Raw genomic sequence first — 16,957 nt, 5'->3', positions numbered from 1 at the left:
GAGCGCTCATGAGCCCGGTCACCAGCGCTTGAGCCAGAAACGAGCGGGACAATTATCCTGCCTCTGTGGCGAATCGAGATAACTCCCGGCGCCCGGAAATTCGTTCATCCGGTCCGGGCGCAGCGTGAACCATAGCTGGGTCAACACGATCCTGCCTTCATGATCCGTCTCGCAACGCAACTGGAGCGCGCGGGGTGGAACCGCTCCTGTTGCGGAACGGAAGAACGAGAGAATCTCGTCATGTGCGACAGTGGTTCCTGCACGCTCAGCCAGAAACTGCATCATGGGTGAACGGGTAAAGCGCCTGTGAAGCGCACTGGCCTTGGCAAAGAACAGGCGCGGATCATAGCCAAAACAGACACCATGCTTGACCCATTCATGATCAATAAGCGATGGGCTCGTATGCGGCATGATTTCGCCAAGCGTGGTCAGCATGGCGTTATCAAGGACTGGAGGCGCTGCTTCCGGACCGAACAGCCCACATCCCTCACGCCACCACCTCTCAACCGGTATGTTCCGGGCTTCAAGCGAATGAGGTTCAGAGGCCCATAGACCATGTAGACCCACCAGGGAGAGATGAGACTGTTCCGCAGTACAGCCGGAGCCTGCGGAACAGAAACCGGGCTGCCAGGTCAGGGCCAGCGTATTATGGTCGAAATCGCCATGAGTCTGCGGTACGAGTTTTGAAGGCGCGGGCTCAGGACCGACACAACCTGCCAGAAACAGAAGCGAAAGACCGACAAACCCACGTATCACAAGTAGCCTCCAAGAATACGGGCATGATGGGCAACATGATCGCCTATCACACTCTGGATGAACCAGTAGGAGTGATCGTACCCTTCATGATAACGGAGTGTCAGAGGCTGCCCGGCACTCAGGGCAGCCTTCTCGATCAGATCGGGACGCAATTCCCTTTCAAGAAACTGGTCAGCGCTTCCCTGATCAATCAGGATTTCGCAAGGATGGCGCTTGCCTTCCTCAATCAGCGCGACAGCATCCCACGCCAGCCAGTCTTCCCTGTTTTTACCCAGATAGGCCATAAAGGCCTTCTCTCCCCAAGGTACGATAGCAGGATGAACGATGGGAGCGAGCGCACTGACAGACTGCCAGAGCGAAGGATGGCGCAAGGCATGAACGAGCGCCCCATGCCCGCCCATGGAATGCCCCATAATGCCGAACGGCGAGGAATGCTGATCGAAAAAATCTCTCACGAGCATTGGCAGCTCCCCGGAGAGATAGCTTGCCATACGGTAATGCCTGTCCCACGGCTTCAGGGTCGCATCGAGATAGAATCCTGCCCCCGTACCCAGATCATAGCTGTCATCTTCTCCTGCGACACCGGCCCCTCGAGGAGAGGTATCGGGAGCAACAAGCATAAGACCCCTTGCTGCGGCATCGGCAATAATGGTCGATTTCTGCAGAAACGTCTCATGTGTGCAGGTCAGACCGGCCAACAGAAAAAGCACCGGGACCGCCTCGCCCCTGAGCGCTTTTCCGGGCTGAAACACCGTGAAACTGGCATCCAGACCCAGTGTAGAGGAGGAATGAGTGATCGTACTGACCACCCCTCCGTGACAGAGCTGACGCGATACGGTCTCGATACTCATGCGTCGAATTCCACGACCGAACGAATCGATTTGCCCTGACTCATCAGATCAAACCCGTGATTGATTTCTGAGAGTTTCAGATGCTGGGTAATAAGGGAATCGATATCGATCCGCCCTTCCATATACATATCGACGATTTTCGGCACATCGGTACGACCACGTGCGCCGCCGAAAGCAGAACCGATCCAGCGTCTTCCCGTGACAAGCTGGAAAGGACGCGTGCTGATTTCCTGGCCAGCACCTGCCACCCCGATCACACAGGAAACACCCCAGCCGCGATGGGCGCACTCAAGCGCCTGACGCATCAGTCTGACATTGCCGACGCATTCGAAGGTATAATCAGCGCCCCCACCTGTCAGTTCTACCAGATGGCCCACCAGATCGCCGTCCGGTCCCAGATCGGACGGATTAACGAAGTCGGTCATGCCGAAACGCCGCGCAATTTCGGCGCGCTCCGGATTGAGATCGACACCAATGATCTGTCTGGCGCCAACCATCCTGGCACCCTGAATGACATTGAGCCCGATACCACCAAGACCAAACACCACAACGGTAGCATTGGCCTCGACCTTGGCAGTAAACAACACAGCGCCAAGACCCGTGGTCACACCGCAACCGATATAGCAGATCTTGTCCAGCGGAGCGTCGCTGCGCACTTTGGCCAAGGCGATTTCCGGCAGAACCGTGTAATTGGCGAAGGTCGAGCACCCCATGTAATGATGCACCGGCTTGCCACGATAGGAAAAACGCGTCGTGCCATCGGGCATCACTCCCTTTCCCTGTGTCGCCCGGATGGAGGTACAGAGATTGGTCTTGCGCGAAAGACAGGACGGACAGGACCGGCACTCAGGTGTGTAGAGCGGAATAACATGATCGCCGGGTCTGAGAGACGTTACACCAGCGCCCACTTCACGCACTATACCGGCGCCCTCATGACCGAGAATTGCCGGAAACAACCCTTCCGGATCTTCGCCTGACAAAGTGAATTTATCCGTATGACAGAGTCCTGTGGCCTTTATCTCGACCAGAACCTCTCCGGCACGGGGACCCTCGAGCTGTACAGTATCGATCTCGAGAGGGCGACCGGCTTCGAGAGCAAGAGCGGCAATGACATCCATCAGGAAGAACTCCGGTGAAAAAAGGAAGATTCACGATACGTCACAAGACAGTGATCGTTTTAACGAGTTTTATACAAGGCGTCTTGAATAAGATGCCCCCGTTCGAAAGCTCTAGACTGAGGACCGACACACCTTGATCGTCGACAAGAATTACGGCCTGTGGATCCTGCTCCGGGAGACTGCTCTCCCCCTTGGCATACTCGCTCTTTGGGACCTTGTTGTCGTCATTCTCTATCAGGTTTTCCACCAGGAATGGATGGAGCAGCCTGCCCTGCCGATCTCTCTCATGGGTTCGGCTCTCGCGCTCTTTCTGGGCGTACGCAACAATGCCGCCTATGCACGCTGGTGGGAAGGCCGATCCCTGTGGGGCCTGATCACGAACAACTCCCGCTCCTTCGCACGTGAAGCCGCAACCCTTCTGGGAGGCGCCCGGATCTTGCCAAAGCCATGGCCGCCTATCCCTATCTGCTGCGCACGGCACTCTCGAACACCGAGCAGGGTCCGGATGCAAAGCGCCTGCTTTCGCCTGAAATGTACGAACGCGTCATGGCACGCACCAACAAACCCAATGCACTGCTCTACGAAATTGGCCTGGGCGTTGCCGAGGAAGTCGAACGCAAGAAGATTGATGGTGCCGTTCATGGCACGATCGACCGCATTCTCTCCGATCTGGCGAATGCCAGGGTGGCCTTGAGCGTATCAAGAACACCCCTCTGCCGGTGCAGTATTCCGTCCTGCCTCTGCTGGTTGTGCATGTCTTCTGCATCGTGTTGCCCTTTTCCGCGGTACAGACACTTGGCTGGATCACGCCACTCGGCTCAAGCCTGGTCGGGTTTCTCTTCCAGGCACTCGACAAAAGTGGGCGCGATCTTCAGGAGCCCTTCGTCCCCAGCCGACATGCCCTGCCCATGCTGACCATGGCCCGTAATATCGAGATCGATCTGCTTCAGCCTATTGGCGAGCCTGTTGGAGGGCCGATTCCCGCACAAGGTGGTGTCCAACCCTGATGACACCACGAGACAAGCTGAGGAATTTCTGATATAACCCTCGGCTATGAGCACGTTCAAAACCCCTCCCAAGGGAGGCATGACAGACGCGATGGCGCGTAGCGCCGCTGCGCTTACCGCAACTCAGGCTGACACTCATGCCGGAGACGACGATCCCTTCCAGGAGGGAGATTCGATTGTCTATGCCGCGCATGGTGTCGGTCGTGTCGACCGTATCGGCATTGACGAAATTGCCGGAACGAAACTGGAAATCATCCAGATCTCTTTTCCCGGCAATCAGATGACTCTGCGTATCCCCCTTTCGAAGGCGCGCAAATCCGGTCTTCGGAAGATCGTGACACGTGACATCGTTGAGAAGGCAATGTCGATCATCAAGGGCAAGCCTCACATCAGCAAAGGCATGTGGGCTCGTCGTGCAGTGGCGTATCAGGAAAAGATCAATTCCGGTGATCTGATCCAGATTGCCGAGGTGCTCCGCGACCTGCGCCGAAACGTTGACAGTCTTGATGGCAGTTTCAGTGAACGCAAGCTCTTTGAAGCTGCCCAGGAACGCTTCGTCAGCGAAGTCGCTGTTCTTGAGAACAAGGACCCCACTGCGGTTCTCCAGGCTCTGACAGAGACCATGAAGGCTGCCTGAACCTCAAGGCATCCTTTTCCCCTCACCGGCGTTTCTTCCTCCGATAAGATCTGGCGGCCCCTCATGGGCCGTCCTTTCCAGAGAAAAAGGAGAACGCCGCGTGACGGAGCAAACAACAAAACGGTTCGCCAACAAGAAAATCCTTATTACCGGAGCCTCACAGGGCATTGGCGAAGACGCTGCGCTGCATTTTGCTCGCGAAGGCGCCCAGGTTGCGATCAACGGGCGCAAGGCCGAGAAACTACGTCCCCTTCTGGACCGCCTTCCCAAGCCCGTCAGCGGGGAACATCTCATCGTTGCCGGCGATATGGCGGTTGAGGCAGACGTCGATCGTGTGATGGAAGAGACGCTCAAGGGTTTCCAGGGACTGGACGTTCTGATCTGCAACGCAGGGATGCAGATTGAATGTCCCTCGGAGGATATCGCACTCAAGGATTTCAACGCCGTCATGGCGGTCAATGTCACTGCTGTGGTGCTCTGCGCACGAGCTGCCCTGAAATACTGGCGCCAAAACGATCACAAAGGTAATATTATCGTCAACAGTTCGGTCCACCAGCAGGTGCCCAAGCCTCATTATCTTGGCTACTCTGCGAGCAAGGGCGCCGTCGGAAACATCGTGCGTACGCTTGCTCTGGAATATGCCCGGTTCGGCATTCGCGTAAATGCTGTTGCTCCCGGAGCCATCGTCACACCCATCAATGATGCCTGGACCAAAGACCCCGAGAAGTACAAAGCCACAGCTGATCATATCCCGATGCGCCGACCGGGTGAGTGTCGTGAAATCTCCGACGCAATGGCCTTTCTTGCTTCAAAGGAATCAAGCTATATTACGGGGCAGACCCTGTTCGTTGATGGCGGCCTTACGCTTTATGCCGATTTCGAGCAGAACTGGTCATCTTGAACTGATCGAGACCCGTTTCCATGTCAACCTCGCCCACCGTCCTTGTCGTCGAAGATGATTTTCTGATCAGAACCTGTCTGATCGAATTTCTTGAAGACAGTGACGTCGCTGTACTGGAAGCAGATAACTGCGCTACGGCCAGACGTTTCATTCACAGCGATCGTGTGCTTGATCTTCTGATCATGGACATTTCTTTGCCTGACGGGAGTGGGACCGATCTTGGTCAGGAAAGTCGGCAGATCCGCCCGGATCTGCCGATTATCTACACGACAGGCCATGGCATGAGACTGGAAAATACCTCTTCAATCGATAGGGTCATGACCAAGCCTTATCAGCTTGATGCCATTCTCAACATCGTCCATGAACTGGTTCCATCAAGTTAGGACATGGGAACGCCTCACACCGAAATGCGGGAACGTCTGACTGACGCCTTTCTGTCAGGTGATGCGGAAAGTTGTACCAGTCTCGCCCGGACCATGGCTCTGACCTCCGGGTTCGGTCCCCATCCCATCGAAATGCTCTTGCCTGTAGCAGAATCCCACGATCGCCGGGCAGAGTTACTGGCTCTGACCAACCTCTTGGCCGAGACTGCACCACAAGATGGCCGGTTACGCGAAGTCGGAGCAGCACTGCTTATGCAACTGGGGCAGCTGCAAGAAGCAGAACGCCGCTTTCGTCAGGTTCTGGACCAGCGCCCTGCGCACCTGCCCGCTCTGAACATGTTGTCCTGCACTCTAACACAGGCCGGCAAATTCGATGAGGCGAAACAGGTTCTTGAACAGATACATGCCCTCAATCCGCACGACCCCAGCTCCTTGTCCAACATTGCCTATATCATGGCTGCCAGCGATGATATGAATGAGGCGATCAAACTCTATCGACAGGCTATCCAGCTCAAACCCGATCACCCGCAGATGCGGCTTAACTATTCCATTGCCTTGCTCAAGGCTGGCTATTTCCAGCAGGGCTGGGCCGAGCATGAATGGCGTTTTTATCTGCCCGGTCATACCAGCCTCCCGCTCTCGCGGCTTCTGCCCAACATAACCTCAGGACTGGATCTGAACGGCAAGCATGTTCTGGTAACCCAGGAAGAAGGGTACGGCGACACATTTATGTATCTGCGCTATCTGCCGCTCCTGGCCGAGAAAGGCGCAATCATCCGTGTCTGGGGCGCGGATATCATGACAGATCTCTGCGCGCGCGTTCAGGGCGTCGCCCATGTCCAGTCCGGCGGTTCGACGCCTTTCTATGACTATCACTGTCCGTTTATCAGTCTGCCGAGAGCCTTTTCTGCTTCAGCCCATCCTTTTGGTGCGGACGTACCCTATATCCTGCCCGATCCAGTAAAAACGACGATATGGGCACAGAAAATGGCGGGTGATGGCAAGCTGAGGGTCGGTCTGGTCTGGGCAGGTGCACCACGGCGTGATCAGACTGAACCGTTCATGCTCGATCAGCGCCGTTCGATGCCACTGGAGACACTGAAACCGCTTTTTGATCTTGAAGGGACAAGTTTCTATAGTCTGCAGAAAGGCGTTGCTGCCATGCAGCTCGAACGAGGCAACTATCCGATCATTGATCTGATGTCGGACTGCCAGACCATGGACGACACGGCTGCATTGATCGATAATCTCGATATGGTGGTATCGGTTGATACCTCGGTCGTGCATCTTGCAGGCGCCATGAACAAGCCGGTCTTGCTCATGGACAGGGTTAATCCCTGCTGGCGCTGGATGACGAATCGCGAGGACAGCCCGTGGTACCCATCACTGCGCATTCTGCGTCAGACACACGCGTGGGACTGGAGCGGCGTCGTCTCTTCCGTGCGTTCCCTTCTGCACGACGCCGCAAGGCAAAAACGCCAATGAGTTCCAGCTACCAAGCCGCCAGACAAAGAATTGATACTCTTCTCTCACGGCCCGGTCGTGTTATTCTGGGGCTGGTTGGCGCCCCGGGTGGTGGGAAATCAACCCTCGCTGCGCGGCTGGCTGCAGACTATGCAGATATGGCAGTCGTTGTGCCCATGGACGGGTTTCACCTGGCCAACTGCGAACTGAAACGTCTGGACAGGGCTGGTCGCAAGGGGGCGCCGGATACGTTTGATGCAGCAGGGTTTACCGCCCTCCTCGACCGTATCCGTCATCAGGAATCAGAAATTATCTACGCACCGCTTTTCGCTCGTGAAATCGAGGAGCCGATCGCAGGAGCCATACCTGTTCTCCCGGATCGCAGGCTCGTAATCGTAGAAGGGAATTACCTTCTTTGCGATGGAGCCTGGTCTGGTGTCCGTACCTATCTCGATCAGAGCTGGTTTGTCGCAACGGATGAAGCGCTGCGCAACCAGTGGCTTGAAGCACGTCACGTGCATTATGGTCGTAGCATTGAGGACGCACGTCACTGGATTGCCGTAACCGATGCGCCCAATGCCAGGATTATCCTTCAGACCAGGGACAAGGCAGACTGGCTTTATGTTCCCGAAACAGCTCTTTCCTGATTTTATCCGGAAAGAGCCATTCCCCGTTTTCAGTAATCAAAGCCGTAACTCAGTCCTACGCTCGATCCCGGATCATTTTCCGGGGTCGTAAAGCCGGTAACCTGTCCCCCGGTACCAACCGTCGTGTTGAGTTTGAGGCGCTTGGTCAGATCGACCTGTACCTGAGCCTGTGTACCGGATCCACCTGTGGCCTGTTTGGCGCCCACATAAACACCCTTCATGACGTATTTTCCTGCTTCCAGACTAGCGCCGCCGTTATTCACGCCACTTCCGCCGCCTACAGCCAGACGATCCAGTCCGAGAAGCCCACGCACCTTGCCCAGTGGATCGAAACTGGAGCCACCAGTGATCTGGGCGACCGCAGCGGCCAGACTGGCCAGCTGGGTCGGTGAGAGTGAAGCGGTCGAACTGCCAAACAACAGCATCGCAAGCACCTGATCACGCGGTAGAGACGGCTGGGAGGTGAAATCGATTTTCGGGGCGCTGGCATACCCCCCCACGACAAGACTGGCCAAAGTACCCTGAACATTGCGGTCAGCGCGGAAGTCGAGCGACGGATCAAGCTTATGATCAACCCCCGACCCGTCAAAAGCAACACGCCCTTTGGTAAAGTTCAGATTGACGCCGGCGAGATTGAAAAAGCCACGTTTGAGGTCAAATCCGCCAGAAATATCAGGTGCCGTACTTAAGCCGCCAATATGCAGCTTACCCGACATTTCGGCATCAAGCCCATGACCACGAACAAAGAATTCGCCGGGTGAGAGAACCCGGATATCCAGTCCGATAACGAGATTACTGTTGCTGACTGCCTGCTTTTCGCCGGGTCTGATTACTGTCAGCTGAGGGACTGACGCGGGCATGGAGCTGGGAATATTCACCACGACTGACGGCAGATTGATCGTTCCGTCAACATCCAGCCTGGTCGAAAGCTGACCATGGGCATGAAGATCGGTATCGATCACGGCAGTCAACAGATCACTGGTGATCGGCTGGGCCTTGTGAGAAACAATCCTGATATCAAGCGGCAGACCCGGGCGTAAAAACCCGACTGAACCACTCAATCCAATTGTTCCTTTACCAGCATGCGCCACAACGTTTTGCAAACCCAGACTGTCATCGCTGGCAACGATCACGCCATTGATATCTGACAGTCGGACACCCTGACCATAATGGGCGAAATTGATAGCTTCCAGCGTGATGCGGCCATTCGCCTTGGGGGCCGTCACGGCACCATTAAGCATCATGTCGATCGCTGTTCTACCGCTCACGCCCATCCCCTGCGCTCCCAGCACCGCATTGGCCACGGACAGATCCGCATTGCCATTCACCTTCAGGCCAAGGTTTCCGCTCGTGGAGAGAGGCACGGTACCATTGGCCCGTAACATGATCTTGCTTCCCGCATCTGCCTGGGCTGAAAGCTGCGCTGTCTGACCTGACAGGATCGTATTGGCCTTCAGGGAAAGGGGCGGAAGCGATTCTCCGGGCCCACTGCGCAGCCTGAAACCATGCAGATTGACCGAGGCAGACCCTCCGGGTCGTGCAATCTCACCTGTTAGATCGGCCTGCGCCGAAAGAACGCCCACGGCATCAAAACCAGGCATGAAAGGCTTCGCCAGGGCGGGAGTTATCTGGCCAGCACGCACATGCAGGTCAAGCCTTGGCTTGATCGTTCCCGCCACATCCAGCGTTGCCGGTGACATGCCCTTTGGGGCGATCGTTAGCTGGAGACGATCCACGCCCATGATCTGTCCGAAGTCGATCCGGCTTCTGCCAGCAAGATGAATTGTCTCCCCCTTTACCAGAGCGGCAAAACGATCCAGCCTGACTGTTTTGCCGTTGAGATCCAGTATCAGAGCTGTGTCTATATTGGCCGGAGCAGCCATCACATTCTGAAAGACACCGCTGAGCGAAAGGGCTAGCGCATCGAGCGGTCCCTGCGCGGTAAGTTTCGCGGAGCCTTTGATGCTTTGGGCATCAATCCCGCCAAGGGCAAGTTTCAGATTCAGATCAGGTTTGGCGACAGGATTGCTGACTGTACCAGAAAGGTCGATCGCCCCCAGATGAGCTTCCGGCGTAGTGACTCCCCCTTTCACTGAAAGCGACATGACAGGAGGCGCCGTGTCGGAAGCCTCACTCGTACGCAAATCCAGAGCCAGACGCCCCCCTAAACGGTGCCCGGCGAGAGCACTGAAATCATTCAGGTTACCAGCAGTGATGGCAAGCGTACCCAGAGCCATCCGCGCCGAAGGGGGTATGGTCAGATGTGCCTTGCCTGTGAGGCTCGCCCAATCGAGTGTATTCAGCAAAATCTCTGCTGAACCATCACCACGTCGTGCAAAAGCAGCATCAAGCGCAAGCTTGCGCCCGTCCAGCTTGCCGTCTGCACGCAAGGTACCCTCTGGCGTGGTTGGCAGGTGAGCCATAGCGAGATCGAGAACAAGCGGTCCGGCCGGAACGTCGCTTGCACCCACCTCCCCTTTGAGCTGCATCTTGGCAGCAAGATCGTCCAGAGGGCCTTCCATATGCGTGGAGACAGCAACATGACCATGCAACTGCGGTGCGGTCGCCTTGAGATCGGGCAGAGCCAGAACAAGATCATTGTTCAGGGAAGAAGTCTTGCCGAGCTGCACCGATCCCTGATCATGCAAATGTAACGCACGCCCATCAATGGTCAGATCATCGATACGGATAATGCGCCCGGTCTTCTGGTCAGGAGCGGCTTTGACATCGAGCGCAATCGTGCCGTTCTCGCCTAACAGGGAGACGGCCTGCTTCAACCCGCCAGTAACAGAGAGCCGCCCCAGCATCCTGAGGCGGGACTCCCCCTCGGGCCTGTAGGTGAAATCAGCGTGGGTAACATTGTGGCCCGCGAGCGTGATCTTGCCCAGAGCCGCAAGCGGCTTCAGATCGGGGAGGATCAGATCAAGAGCCCCGCTGATTTCCGGTTTGAGTCTGGCAGAAGCATTCAGCTGGAAAAGATCATGGGAGACAGCCAAAGTGACCGGCTGCCCCTCAGCATTGGGCTGAGCGGTGATCTTTGCTTCGATCGGATTGCTGGCAAGCAGTGCACTGGGCATGCCCGGTACCCGCACCCCTTCAGCACGAAGAGTCAGTAACAGATTGTCAGCACGCGCCGTCTTGCTCTCATCACCGGAAAACCGTGCACTCAGATGATTGACTCCTGCCCCGGCGGCGGTCAACGAGTCAAGATCAAGCCTGCCATTGCCTGAAGGCGCCAGAAGATCGCCATGGAGTTCGGCAGCCAAGGAGAAACCGGACCAGGCCACGCCGGCCACAGGCGACATGGCCGGAGTTGAGGCCTGCAGACTGAGCCTCCATCATGACGGGGCAGATCAAGTTTACCCTGCGCATGCATTTTTACGGCACCAGCCGCCATATCAAGCACAAGGTGGTTGGCATTCACGGGGCCGGACAGATCGAGCGTGAGCGCAAGAGGGTCGAGGGTTTCCATACCCGAAAACTGGGTCACGAGCCCTTTTTCCCCATCCTGAACGACAAGGTGGAGGTCAAGCCTGTCACGCGGTGTGGAAAGCGCCAGCACAAGACTGGCCGGACGATCGAGCCGTTTGAGAGAAAGCCCCAGATCAGCTTTGGGTAGATGATCGAGATTTGGCCCATCAATGACAGGAGCCAGATCGGCAAGCATGAGATGCCCCTGAGCCATTGCACTGAGAGGAAAGCCTGCAAGAGACTTGCCCAGATCAATACGTCCGATATCGAGTTTGCGGAGATCGATCTTCAGATGCAGGGTCGAGGGACTGCTGGAAGACGGTTCGGCAACAGGAGCCGAGGGATCGGCTGACGGCAGGCGCTCGAACCGGAGTGTCTGGGCCTGGAGCAGAGACGCTTTGACCGTTTTGTGCAAAAGCGCCAGAGGCGACCAGTTCAGTCTTAGCCCGTCAATAGCCAGATAGGGCCCAAGATGGTCTTGAACGGTAAGGTGCTGCACATGCAGATGGTAAGGGAACGCACCATCAAGTCCCTGGATCTGAACCATACCGCCAGTCAGGCTGGCAGTTTCACGCTCGATGAACCGCTGTCCATAGGGGATATTCGCGAAGACAAGGATGCCAATCAGGACCAGTGCTACAAGCGCTACAGGCACACCCAGACAAAGGGCAAGACACCAGAGTGTGATACGTTTCCAGCGTGGACGGCGCGCTTTTGCTGTCACTGATCCCGAGGCAGGCTCCGGATGACTTTCGGGGGTCCGGCTCATCAGAAAGTCTCCCCGAGACCTATATAGAGTTCCCACTTATCGCCATGCGGGGGACGGTTTGCAGGAAGTGCCACATCAAGGCGTACAGGGCCTATCGGCGTGTAATAGCGTATACCTGCACCATACCCGACCCGGAGTTTCCCCTGGAATGGCCTACTGCCAACGCCGACCTGACCGGCATCTACAAAAGCGGCAGCTCCGAAACTCTTCAGGAAACGCTGACGAAACTCGACCGAACCCGCATCAAGCGAGGTACCACCAATACCGTATTTCCCGTTTTGTGGTCCGACACCCTGATAACGAAAACCACGCACCGTGCGGGACCGCCAGCATAAAGTCTCTGGTCAGGCGGGATCTGATAGGTGGATGCCCCCTGAACGGAGCCGACAATGCCACGTATGGCAATGACCGAACGTCCCGGCGTACTCAGCCCGATGCGATGAAGATCAAAATAGGTGGAAGCATTGGCGCTCATGATGGTGAAAAACGCGCTACCGCTCTCAAGCGACTCCGAAGGGGTGATATTGACCGAAGCCCTCATACCATGCGTTGCCGGATCAATCGGATTGGCGAGCTCAGTGCTGTCATAAACAGCGCCAAGTGGAAGCTGGGCAATCAGGTAACTGGTCGAGACACCGAACTGCCTGATTTTTTCCTGCTCAACCACCACACTGCCGTTGATGCTCCAACGCTTGTTGAGCCGCCGCATCAACCCGCCCCGCAGAAGAATCGCTGTCTGGTGATAGGAATAAAGAAGCTGTCTGATCCCCTCGACGCGCAGATTCAGATTCTGGTCACGCCGCAGAAAATCCGGCTTCAGGAAATCGGCATAGACGTCATAACCGAGCCCCTGCTGTGCCGAGCCACCGAGCCCGGTAACAAGCGCCGTCAGTTTGAGCTGTTCGGCAGCACCCAGGAGATTTCGATGAGTCCAGCTTGCACCAGCGCGGCCACCCAGATCTGTCGAATAACCGACCTGTCCTGACACGGTGTGACGCTTGCTCTCCGCCAGAGTGAAACGCAAAGGCATTGCCTGCGTGACATGTGGTGTGCCTTCACCACGCGCCAGGTTCACAAGAGGCGGCGCATCATGCACGCCTACGGAAGAGAATATACCAACACTTGCCAGGTCCTGACGGGCATTTTCAATCTGACTTGGTTGATAAAGCTGGCCTTCATGAATGAGCAGACGTCTGCGCAGAAATTTTTCCCGCGTCCGCTGCTGCCCGGTGAAGCTGATCGGACCAATATCAACAACCGGTCCCACACCGACGGAAAATTCGAGATCAAGCGTATGCGTAGCTGGACGAAGATAGGCTACCGGCGCAGCAACATTAGCCTGGGCGTGACCTTCTTCGAGCAGCGCCTGCTGCAGGTTTGTCTGCGCTGCGAGAACATCTCCTGCGATAGCTTTCTGTCCGGCCTCCAGACCAAAAGCCTTGCGTGCCTGGGCGTCGATCGCGACAGGTTGCGGTGGCATGACTGGAGCCTTCGCTTTCTTGTCCGTTTTTCCGGACCTGTCATTATTCTCCGTCGATCCCGGAGAAACCGGTTCGCCACTCAAAGGACCTGGAACCAGAGAAACCTTGCCGATATGAAATTGCGGTCCGGTAACAGTCTTGATCGTAATGCGCAGTTTCCTGCTGCCAGCAGCCTCTCCTGCGCCATTCCTGCCCGCCCCCAGCGTTGCCAGCCGATCGGGTAAAGCCGGATCGCGTCCATCGATTTCGCGACCGTCAGGCATGCTTGCAGTGATGATGACCTTGCCATCATAGAACCCGCGACTCTCGAGCGCTGTCTGCACACGATCATAATCGCCTCTGATACGGCCAGCCAGTGCATAGGGATCCACGGCCTTGGTCTTCTGCAAGGAGACGAGTGCAGATGATGCCTGAATCATCGGGTCGAGATCAGGATCCGATGAGGGCATGATACGGACGACATAAGCCTCGTCATGCTCCACATTTTTCTGACCAGCCTTGTCATTCTGTTTGGGTTCAGCACGTGCAAGGCGACTTTCACCTGTCGCCCCGATCAGACACAAAGCCACCAGGCCATGCGTCAGGAGAACGGCACCAGCACACCGCTCGTTGCGTTGCCTGTAAAACAGATGTCGAATGGAAACACGGCAAAACGACAGCAATTGCGCTCCTGCTGCTTGGTCGAAACCGGCAAAAATTGTCAGAAAAGAATGTCGAGATCATGTCATGGGTGTGTTTGCAAGAAAAGACGTGAGGAGGTTCTTTTCCCGGTTCGCAATCCCGGTCATGGCGTTTTGCAATCCCTCCATCAAATCATCACACCAGCGCGGTTGTCCGCCAGGAGCATTTCGCGTTAGATGTACGGTAATGACTGACGCGATTACGCGCCGCCGTCCCACGAGTGACGCTTCCGGCCCCGAACCCTGGACTGCCCCACTTGAGCCTGCTCCGGGGAACCGCTTTCTATGCCGTCTCCGTGCGATCAGGCGTATGGGACTGTCCTGTCTGTGGACCCTCGTCGCAAGCATCCCGCAGAGACTGCTGCTTCGACGCAAAAGTGCCGCAAAAATTGTGTTTGCCCGTTTTTACTGGGCAACGATCTGCCGCATTCTTGGTCTCCATGTGCGTGTGATCGGCTCTGCCGCCGGAACGATACGTGACAGCGTTGCTGTGCAGAATGGCGAGCGACCGATCATTTTTGTCGCAAATCATTCCTCCTGGCTTGATATCGCTGTGGCAGGCGGCATCCTGCCAACGGTTTTCGTGGCAAAACAGCAGATTGCGGACTGGCCTGTCATCGGCACCCTGGCCCGGCTCGGCAGAACGATTTTTGTCAGCCGGCAGCGCAACAATACCGGTCGTGAGCTACAGGCCATGACCGATCGTCTGAATAATGGCGACAATCTCATTCTGTTTCCCGAAGGAACATCGACGGACGGCACCCATGTTCTCCCTTTCATGTCGTCATTTTTCGCCATCGCCAAACCGAGCCGCATCGATCCGACCGTGCCTGCGCCGCCCTCGGTTCTGATTCAGCCGGTGTCGATCGTCTATGATCGCCTGGATGGCCTTCCCATCGGACGCGCAAGACGTACAGCACTCGCATGGTATGGGGATATGGAACTCGCTCCACATATCTGGTCAGTCACCCAGTGGCGTTCACTTGGCGCCACAGTCATTCTGCATCCGCCCGTAGATCCGGCCGACTTCCCGAGCCGCAAGGAACTTTCCTCTGCCGTTCAGTCAATCGTGGCGCTGGGTGTGGCCAAACTGCATCATAACCCCGACCAGATCGAGACAGCCGGACTCTGAGCGACAATCATCCCCGATGACGGGCTGAAAGACCCCGCTGATACATAAATATTACTCATGCATTTACCGCACCTTTCGGCTACAACTCCGATCTGGATATCCCAAAAAGGGCTGGTGGAACGCTCAGAAGACAGATTTCCTGCATTTCGGATCTCTGGTCTTGTTTCCATTCCCCGCAGAGTATCGCCAAGTGGCAAGAGGTAAGGACACGTGACCGTCGAGGCTTTCACCGACAGCAAGACTTCTGTGCAGAACGATGCGACTGCCAATACACGCGGCCTTCACGTCATCACCTGGGGCTGTCAGATGAACGTGTATGACAGCGCACGCATGACCGACGTTCTGGCACCGCTGGGCTATCGCGCCGTGGCAACGCCGGAACAGGCCGAAATGGTCATTCTGAATACCTGTCACATACGCGAACGCGCTGCAGAAAAGGTTTTTTCCGAGCTGGGACGCCTGCGCAAGATCAGTGAAGAGCGTGAGGCCTCGGGCCTGGGTCGTTCCATTATCGCGGTGGCAGGCTGCGTTGCCCAGGCAGAAGGCGAGGAGATTCTCGCCCGTGCGCCTTATGTCGATATTGTTCTCGGGCCACAGACCTATCATCGCCTGCCCGAGATGGTGGCTCGTGCAGCACGCGCCGGTGGTGCCGTGATTGACACTGATTTCCCGGTCGAGATGAAATTCGATTTTCTTCCTCAGGAAGCCGCCCCGCAGGTAGAAGGCAATCTGACAGCCTTTCTCACAATCCAGGAAGGCTGCGACAAATTCTGCTCTTTCTGCGTTGTTCCCTACACCCGGGGCGCGGAAACCAGCCGCTCCCTGCCTTCCGTGCTTGCTGAAGCGCGGCGCATGGTCGAGAGCGGTGTGCGCGAGATCACATTGCTTGGTCAGAACGTGAACGCCTATCACGGGGATGACGGACAAGGCGGTACGGCCGATTTGCCAATACTGGCCAAAGCCCTGTCAGCCCTGCCGGGCCTTGATCGCATCCGGTACATGACCTCTCATCCACGCGACATGGACCAGTCCCTGATAGACGCCCATCGTGACAATCCGGCGCTGATGCCCTTCCTGCATCTCCCTGTCCAGTCGGGTTCCGATCGCATTCTGAAAGCCATGAACCGTGGACATACGGGGGACGAGTACCGTGCCCTGATTGCACGACTACGCGAAGCCTGTCCCGATCTCGCCCTATCATCCGACTTCATAGTCGGTCATCCGGGTGAGACGGAAGAAGACTTCGAGGCAACGATGCAGCTGGTGCGCGATATCGGCTTTGCACAGGCTTTCTCGTTCAAATATTCGCCGCGTCCCGGAACGCCTGCTGCCGGTCAGCCCTTTCAGGTCGACGAAGCCGTCAAGGACGCACGTCTCCAGCGCCTGCAGGCACTGCTGCGTGAGCAGCAGGATGCCTTTAATGCAGATATGGTCGGTCGCACCCTGCCTGTGCTGTTTACAGGTAGGGGCCGCAAACCCGGTCAGATCTCCGGGCGTTCACCCTATCTCCAACCGGTGCATGTCGAAGGATCCGATGATCTTATCGGCCAGACAGTACCGGTTGTGATAACCCAGCGTCTGACCAATTCGCTGGCTGGTACACTCTTACGGGAGAGAGTCTGCGCTTGAGCCACCCTACGGCACCCCAGTCGCATCCCGG

At 56.5% G+C, this 16,957-nt stretch carries 12 protein-coding genes and 2 pseudogenes; 8 read left to right on the top strand and 6 right to left on the bottom strand.

Annotated features, from left to right (window positions below; all coding sequences use genetic code 11):
• Nucleotides 1–18: 18 nt before the first annotated feature.
• The 3 genes from JCM25354_RS17945 to JCM25354_RS09350 are packed head-to-tail and all read right to left on the bottom strand — an operon-like array spanning nucleotide 19 to nucleotide 2,725.
• Complete coding sequence (locus tag JCM25354_RS17945; protein WP_243443999.1) at nucleotides 19–756, bottom strand: ribonuclease T2 family protein; 738 nt, start codon at nucleotides 754–756, stop codon at nucleotides 19–21.
• A complete protein-coding gene (gene fghA, locus JCM25354_RS09355; RefSeq protein WP_025885821.1) occupies nucleotides 753–1,607 on the bottom strand; it encodes an S-formylglutathione hydrolase in 855 nt (284 codons plus the stop codon). The genes JCM25354_RS17945 and fghA overlap by 4 nt, the downstream gene beginning before the upstream one ends.
• A complete protein-coding gene (locus JCM25354_RS09350; protein ID WP_025885820.1) occupies nucleotides 1,604–2,725 on the bottom strand; it encodes an S-(hydroxymethyl)glutathione dehydrogenase/class III alcohol dehydrogenase in 1,122 nt (373 codons plus the stop codon). The genes fghA and JCM25354_RS09350 overlap by 4 nt, the downstream gene beginning before the upstream one ends.
• 133 nt (nucleotides 2,726–2,858) lie before the next feature.
• Here JCM25354_RS09350 and JCM25354_RS17940 point away from each other — a divergent pair.
• The 6 genes and pseudogenes from JCM25354_RS17940 to JCM25354_RS09315 all read left to right on the top strand — a co-directional run bounded on the left by JCM25354_RS17940 (nucleotide 2,859) and on the right by JCM25354_RS09315 (nucleotide 7,764).
• Nucleotides 2,859–3,732: pseudogene (locus JCM25354_RS17940) on the top strand (bestrophin family protein).
• 46 nt (nucleotides 3,733–3,778) lie between these two features.
• On the top strand, nucleotides 3,779–4,369 hold the full coding sequence (locus tag JCM25354_RS09335) for a CarD family transcriptional regulator (protein WP_025885817.1): 591 nt from the start codon (nucleotides 3,779–3,781) through the stop codon (nucleotides 4,367–4,369).
• 100 nt (nucleotides 4,370–4,469) lie between these two features.
• Entirely contained in the window at nucleotides 4,470–5,270 is an 801-nt protein-coding gene (locus JCM25354_RS09330) for a glucose 1-dehydrogenase (RefSeq protein WP_025885816.1), read from the top strand.
• Between the two features lie 20 nt (nucleotides 5,271–5,290).
• Nucleotides 5,291–5,653 (top strand): response regulator, encoded by a 363-nt coding sequence (locus tag JCM25354_RS09325; RefSeq protein ID WP_025885815.1) that lies wholly within the window; start codon nucleotides 5,291–5,293, stop codon nucleotides 5,651–5,653.
• Nucleotides 5,654–5,656: 3 nt separating this feature from the next.
• On the top strand, nucleotides 5,657–7,138 hold the full coding sequence (locus JCM25354_RS09320) for a tetratricopeptide repeat protein (protein WP_025885814.1): 1,482 nt from the start codon (nucleotides 5,657–5,659) through the stop codon (nucleotides 7,136–7,138).
• Nucleotides 7,135–7,764, top strand: a complete 630-nt coding sequence (locus JCM25354_RS09315) for a nucleoside/nucleotide kinase family protein (protein ID WP_025885813.1) — start codon at nucleotides 7,135–7,137, stop codon at nucleotides 7,762–7,764. The genes JCM25354_RS09320 and JCM25354_RS09315 overlap by 4 nt, the downstream gene beginning before the upstream one ends.
• Before the next feature lie 29 nt (nucleotides 7,765–7,793).
• Here JCM25354_RS09315 and JCM25354_RS17935 read toward each other — a convergent pair whose 3' ends face one another.
• From JCM25354_RS17935 to JCM25354_RS17930, 3 genes and pseudogenes are all read right to left on the bottom strand, one after another.
• The gene (locus JCM25354_RS17935; RefSeq protein ID WP_243443998.1) at nucleotides 7,794–11,069 is read right to left on the bottom strand and encodes a translocation/assembly module TamB domain-containing protein; all 3,276 of its coding nucleotides are present in this window, start codon (nucleotides 11,067–11,069) and stop codon (nucleotides 7,794–7,796) included.
• The gene (locus JCM25354_RS22505) at nucleotides 10,961–12,004 is read right to left on the bottom strand and encodes an AsmA family protein (RefSeq protein WP_243443997.1); all 1,044 of its coding nucleotides are present in this window, start codon (nucleotides 12,002–12,004) and stop codon (nucleotides 10,961–10,963) included. The genes JCM25354_RS17935 and JCM25354_RS22505 overlap by 109 nt, the downstream gene beginning before the upstream one ends.
• Nucleotides 12,004–13,934: pseudogene (locus tag JCM25354_RS17930) on the bottom strand (autotransporter assembly complex protein TamA). Before JCM25354_RS17930 ends, JCM25354_RS22505 begins: the two are co-directional and overlap by 1 nt.
• A 418-nt stretch (nucleotides 13,935–14,352) precedes the next feature.
• Here JCM25354_RS17930 and JCM25354_RS09300 point away from each other — a divergent pair.
• Together JCM25354_RS09300 and miaB are read left to right on the top strand one after the other, a co-directional pair.
• The gene (locus JCM25354_RS09300) at nucleotides 14,353–15,297 is read left to right on the top strand and encodes a lysophospholipid acyltransferase family protein (protein WP_025885812.1); all 945 of its coding nucleotides are present in this window, start codon (nucleotides 14,353–14,355) and stop codon (nucleotides 15,295–15,297) included.
• A 210-nt stretch (nucleotides 15,298–15,507) separates the two neighbouring features.
• Nucleotides 15,508–16,926 (top strand): tRNA (N6-isopentenyl adenosine(37)-C2)-methylthiotransferase MiaB, encoded by a 1,419-nt coding sequence (gene miaB, locus JCM25354_RS09295; RefSeq protein ID WP_025885811.1) that lies wholly within the window; start codon nucleotides 15,508–15,510, stop codon nucleotides 16,924–16,926.
• The last annotated feature ends 31 nt before the right edge of the window (nucleotides 16,927–16,957 follow it).

The sequence above is a fragment of the Asaia prunellae JCM 25354 genome (assembly GCF_000613885.1).
Lineage (GTDB): Bacteria > Pseudomonadota > Alphaproteobacteria > Acetobacterales > Acetobacteraceae > Asaia > Asaia prunellae.
Note: the sequence above shows the minus strand (reverse complement) of the source record. Positions and strands in the feature narration are given on the sequence as shown.

Coding starts and splice junctions, on each gene's coding strand:
- JCM25354_RS09325 (WP_025885815.1), top strand. CDS start 5,291: ATGTCAACCTCGCCCACCGTCCTTGTCGTCGAAGATGATTTTCTGATC.
- JCM25354_RS09300 (WP_025885812.1), top strand. CDS start 14,353: ATGACTGACGCGATTACGCGCCGCCGTCCCACGAGTGACGCTTCCGGC.
- fghA (WP_025885821.1), bottom strand. CDS start 1,607: ATGAGTATCGAGACCGTATCGCGTCAGCTCTGTCACGGAGGGGTGGTC.
- JCM25354_RS17935 (WP_243443998.1), bottom strand. CDS start 11,069: ATGTCGCCTGTGGCCGGCGTGGCCTGGTCCGGTTTCTCCTTGGCTGCC.
- JCM25354_RS09320 (WP_025885814.1), top strand. CDS start 5,657: ATGGGAACGCCTCACACCGAAATGCGGGAACGTCTGACTGACGCCTTT.
- JCM25354_RS22505 (WP_243443997.1), bottom strand. CDS start 12,004: ATGAGCCGGACCCCCGAAAGTCATCCGGAGCCTGCCTCGGGATCAGTG.
- JCM25354_RS09335 (WP_025885817.1), top strand. CDS start 3,779: ATGAGCACGTTCAAAACCCCTCCCAAGGGAGGCATGACAGACGCGATG.
- JCM25354_RS09350 (WP_025885820.1), bottom strand. CDS start 2,725: ATGGATGTCATTGCCGCTCTTGCTCTCGAAGCCGGTCGCCCTCTCGAG.
- JCM25354_RS09315 (WP_025885813.1), top strand. CDS start 7,135: ATGAGTTCCAGCTACCAAGCCGCCAGACAAAGAATTGATACTCTTCTC.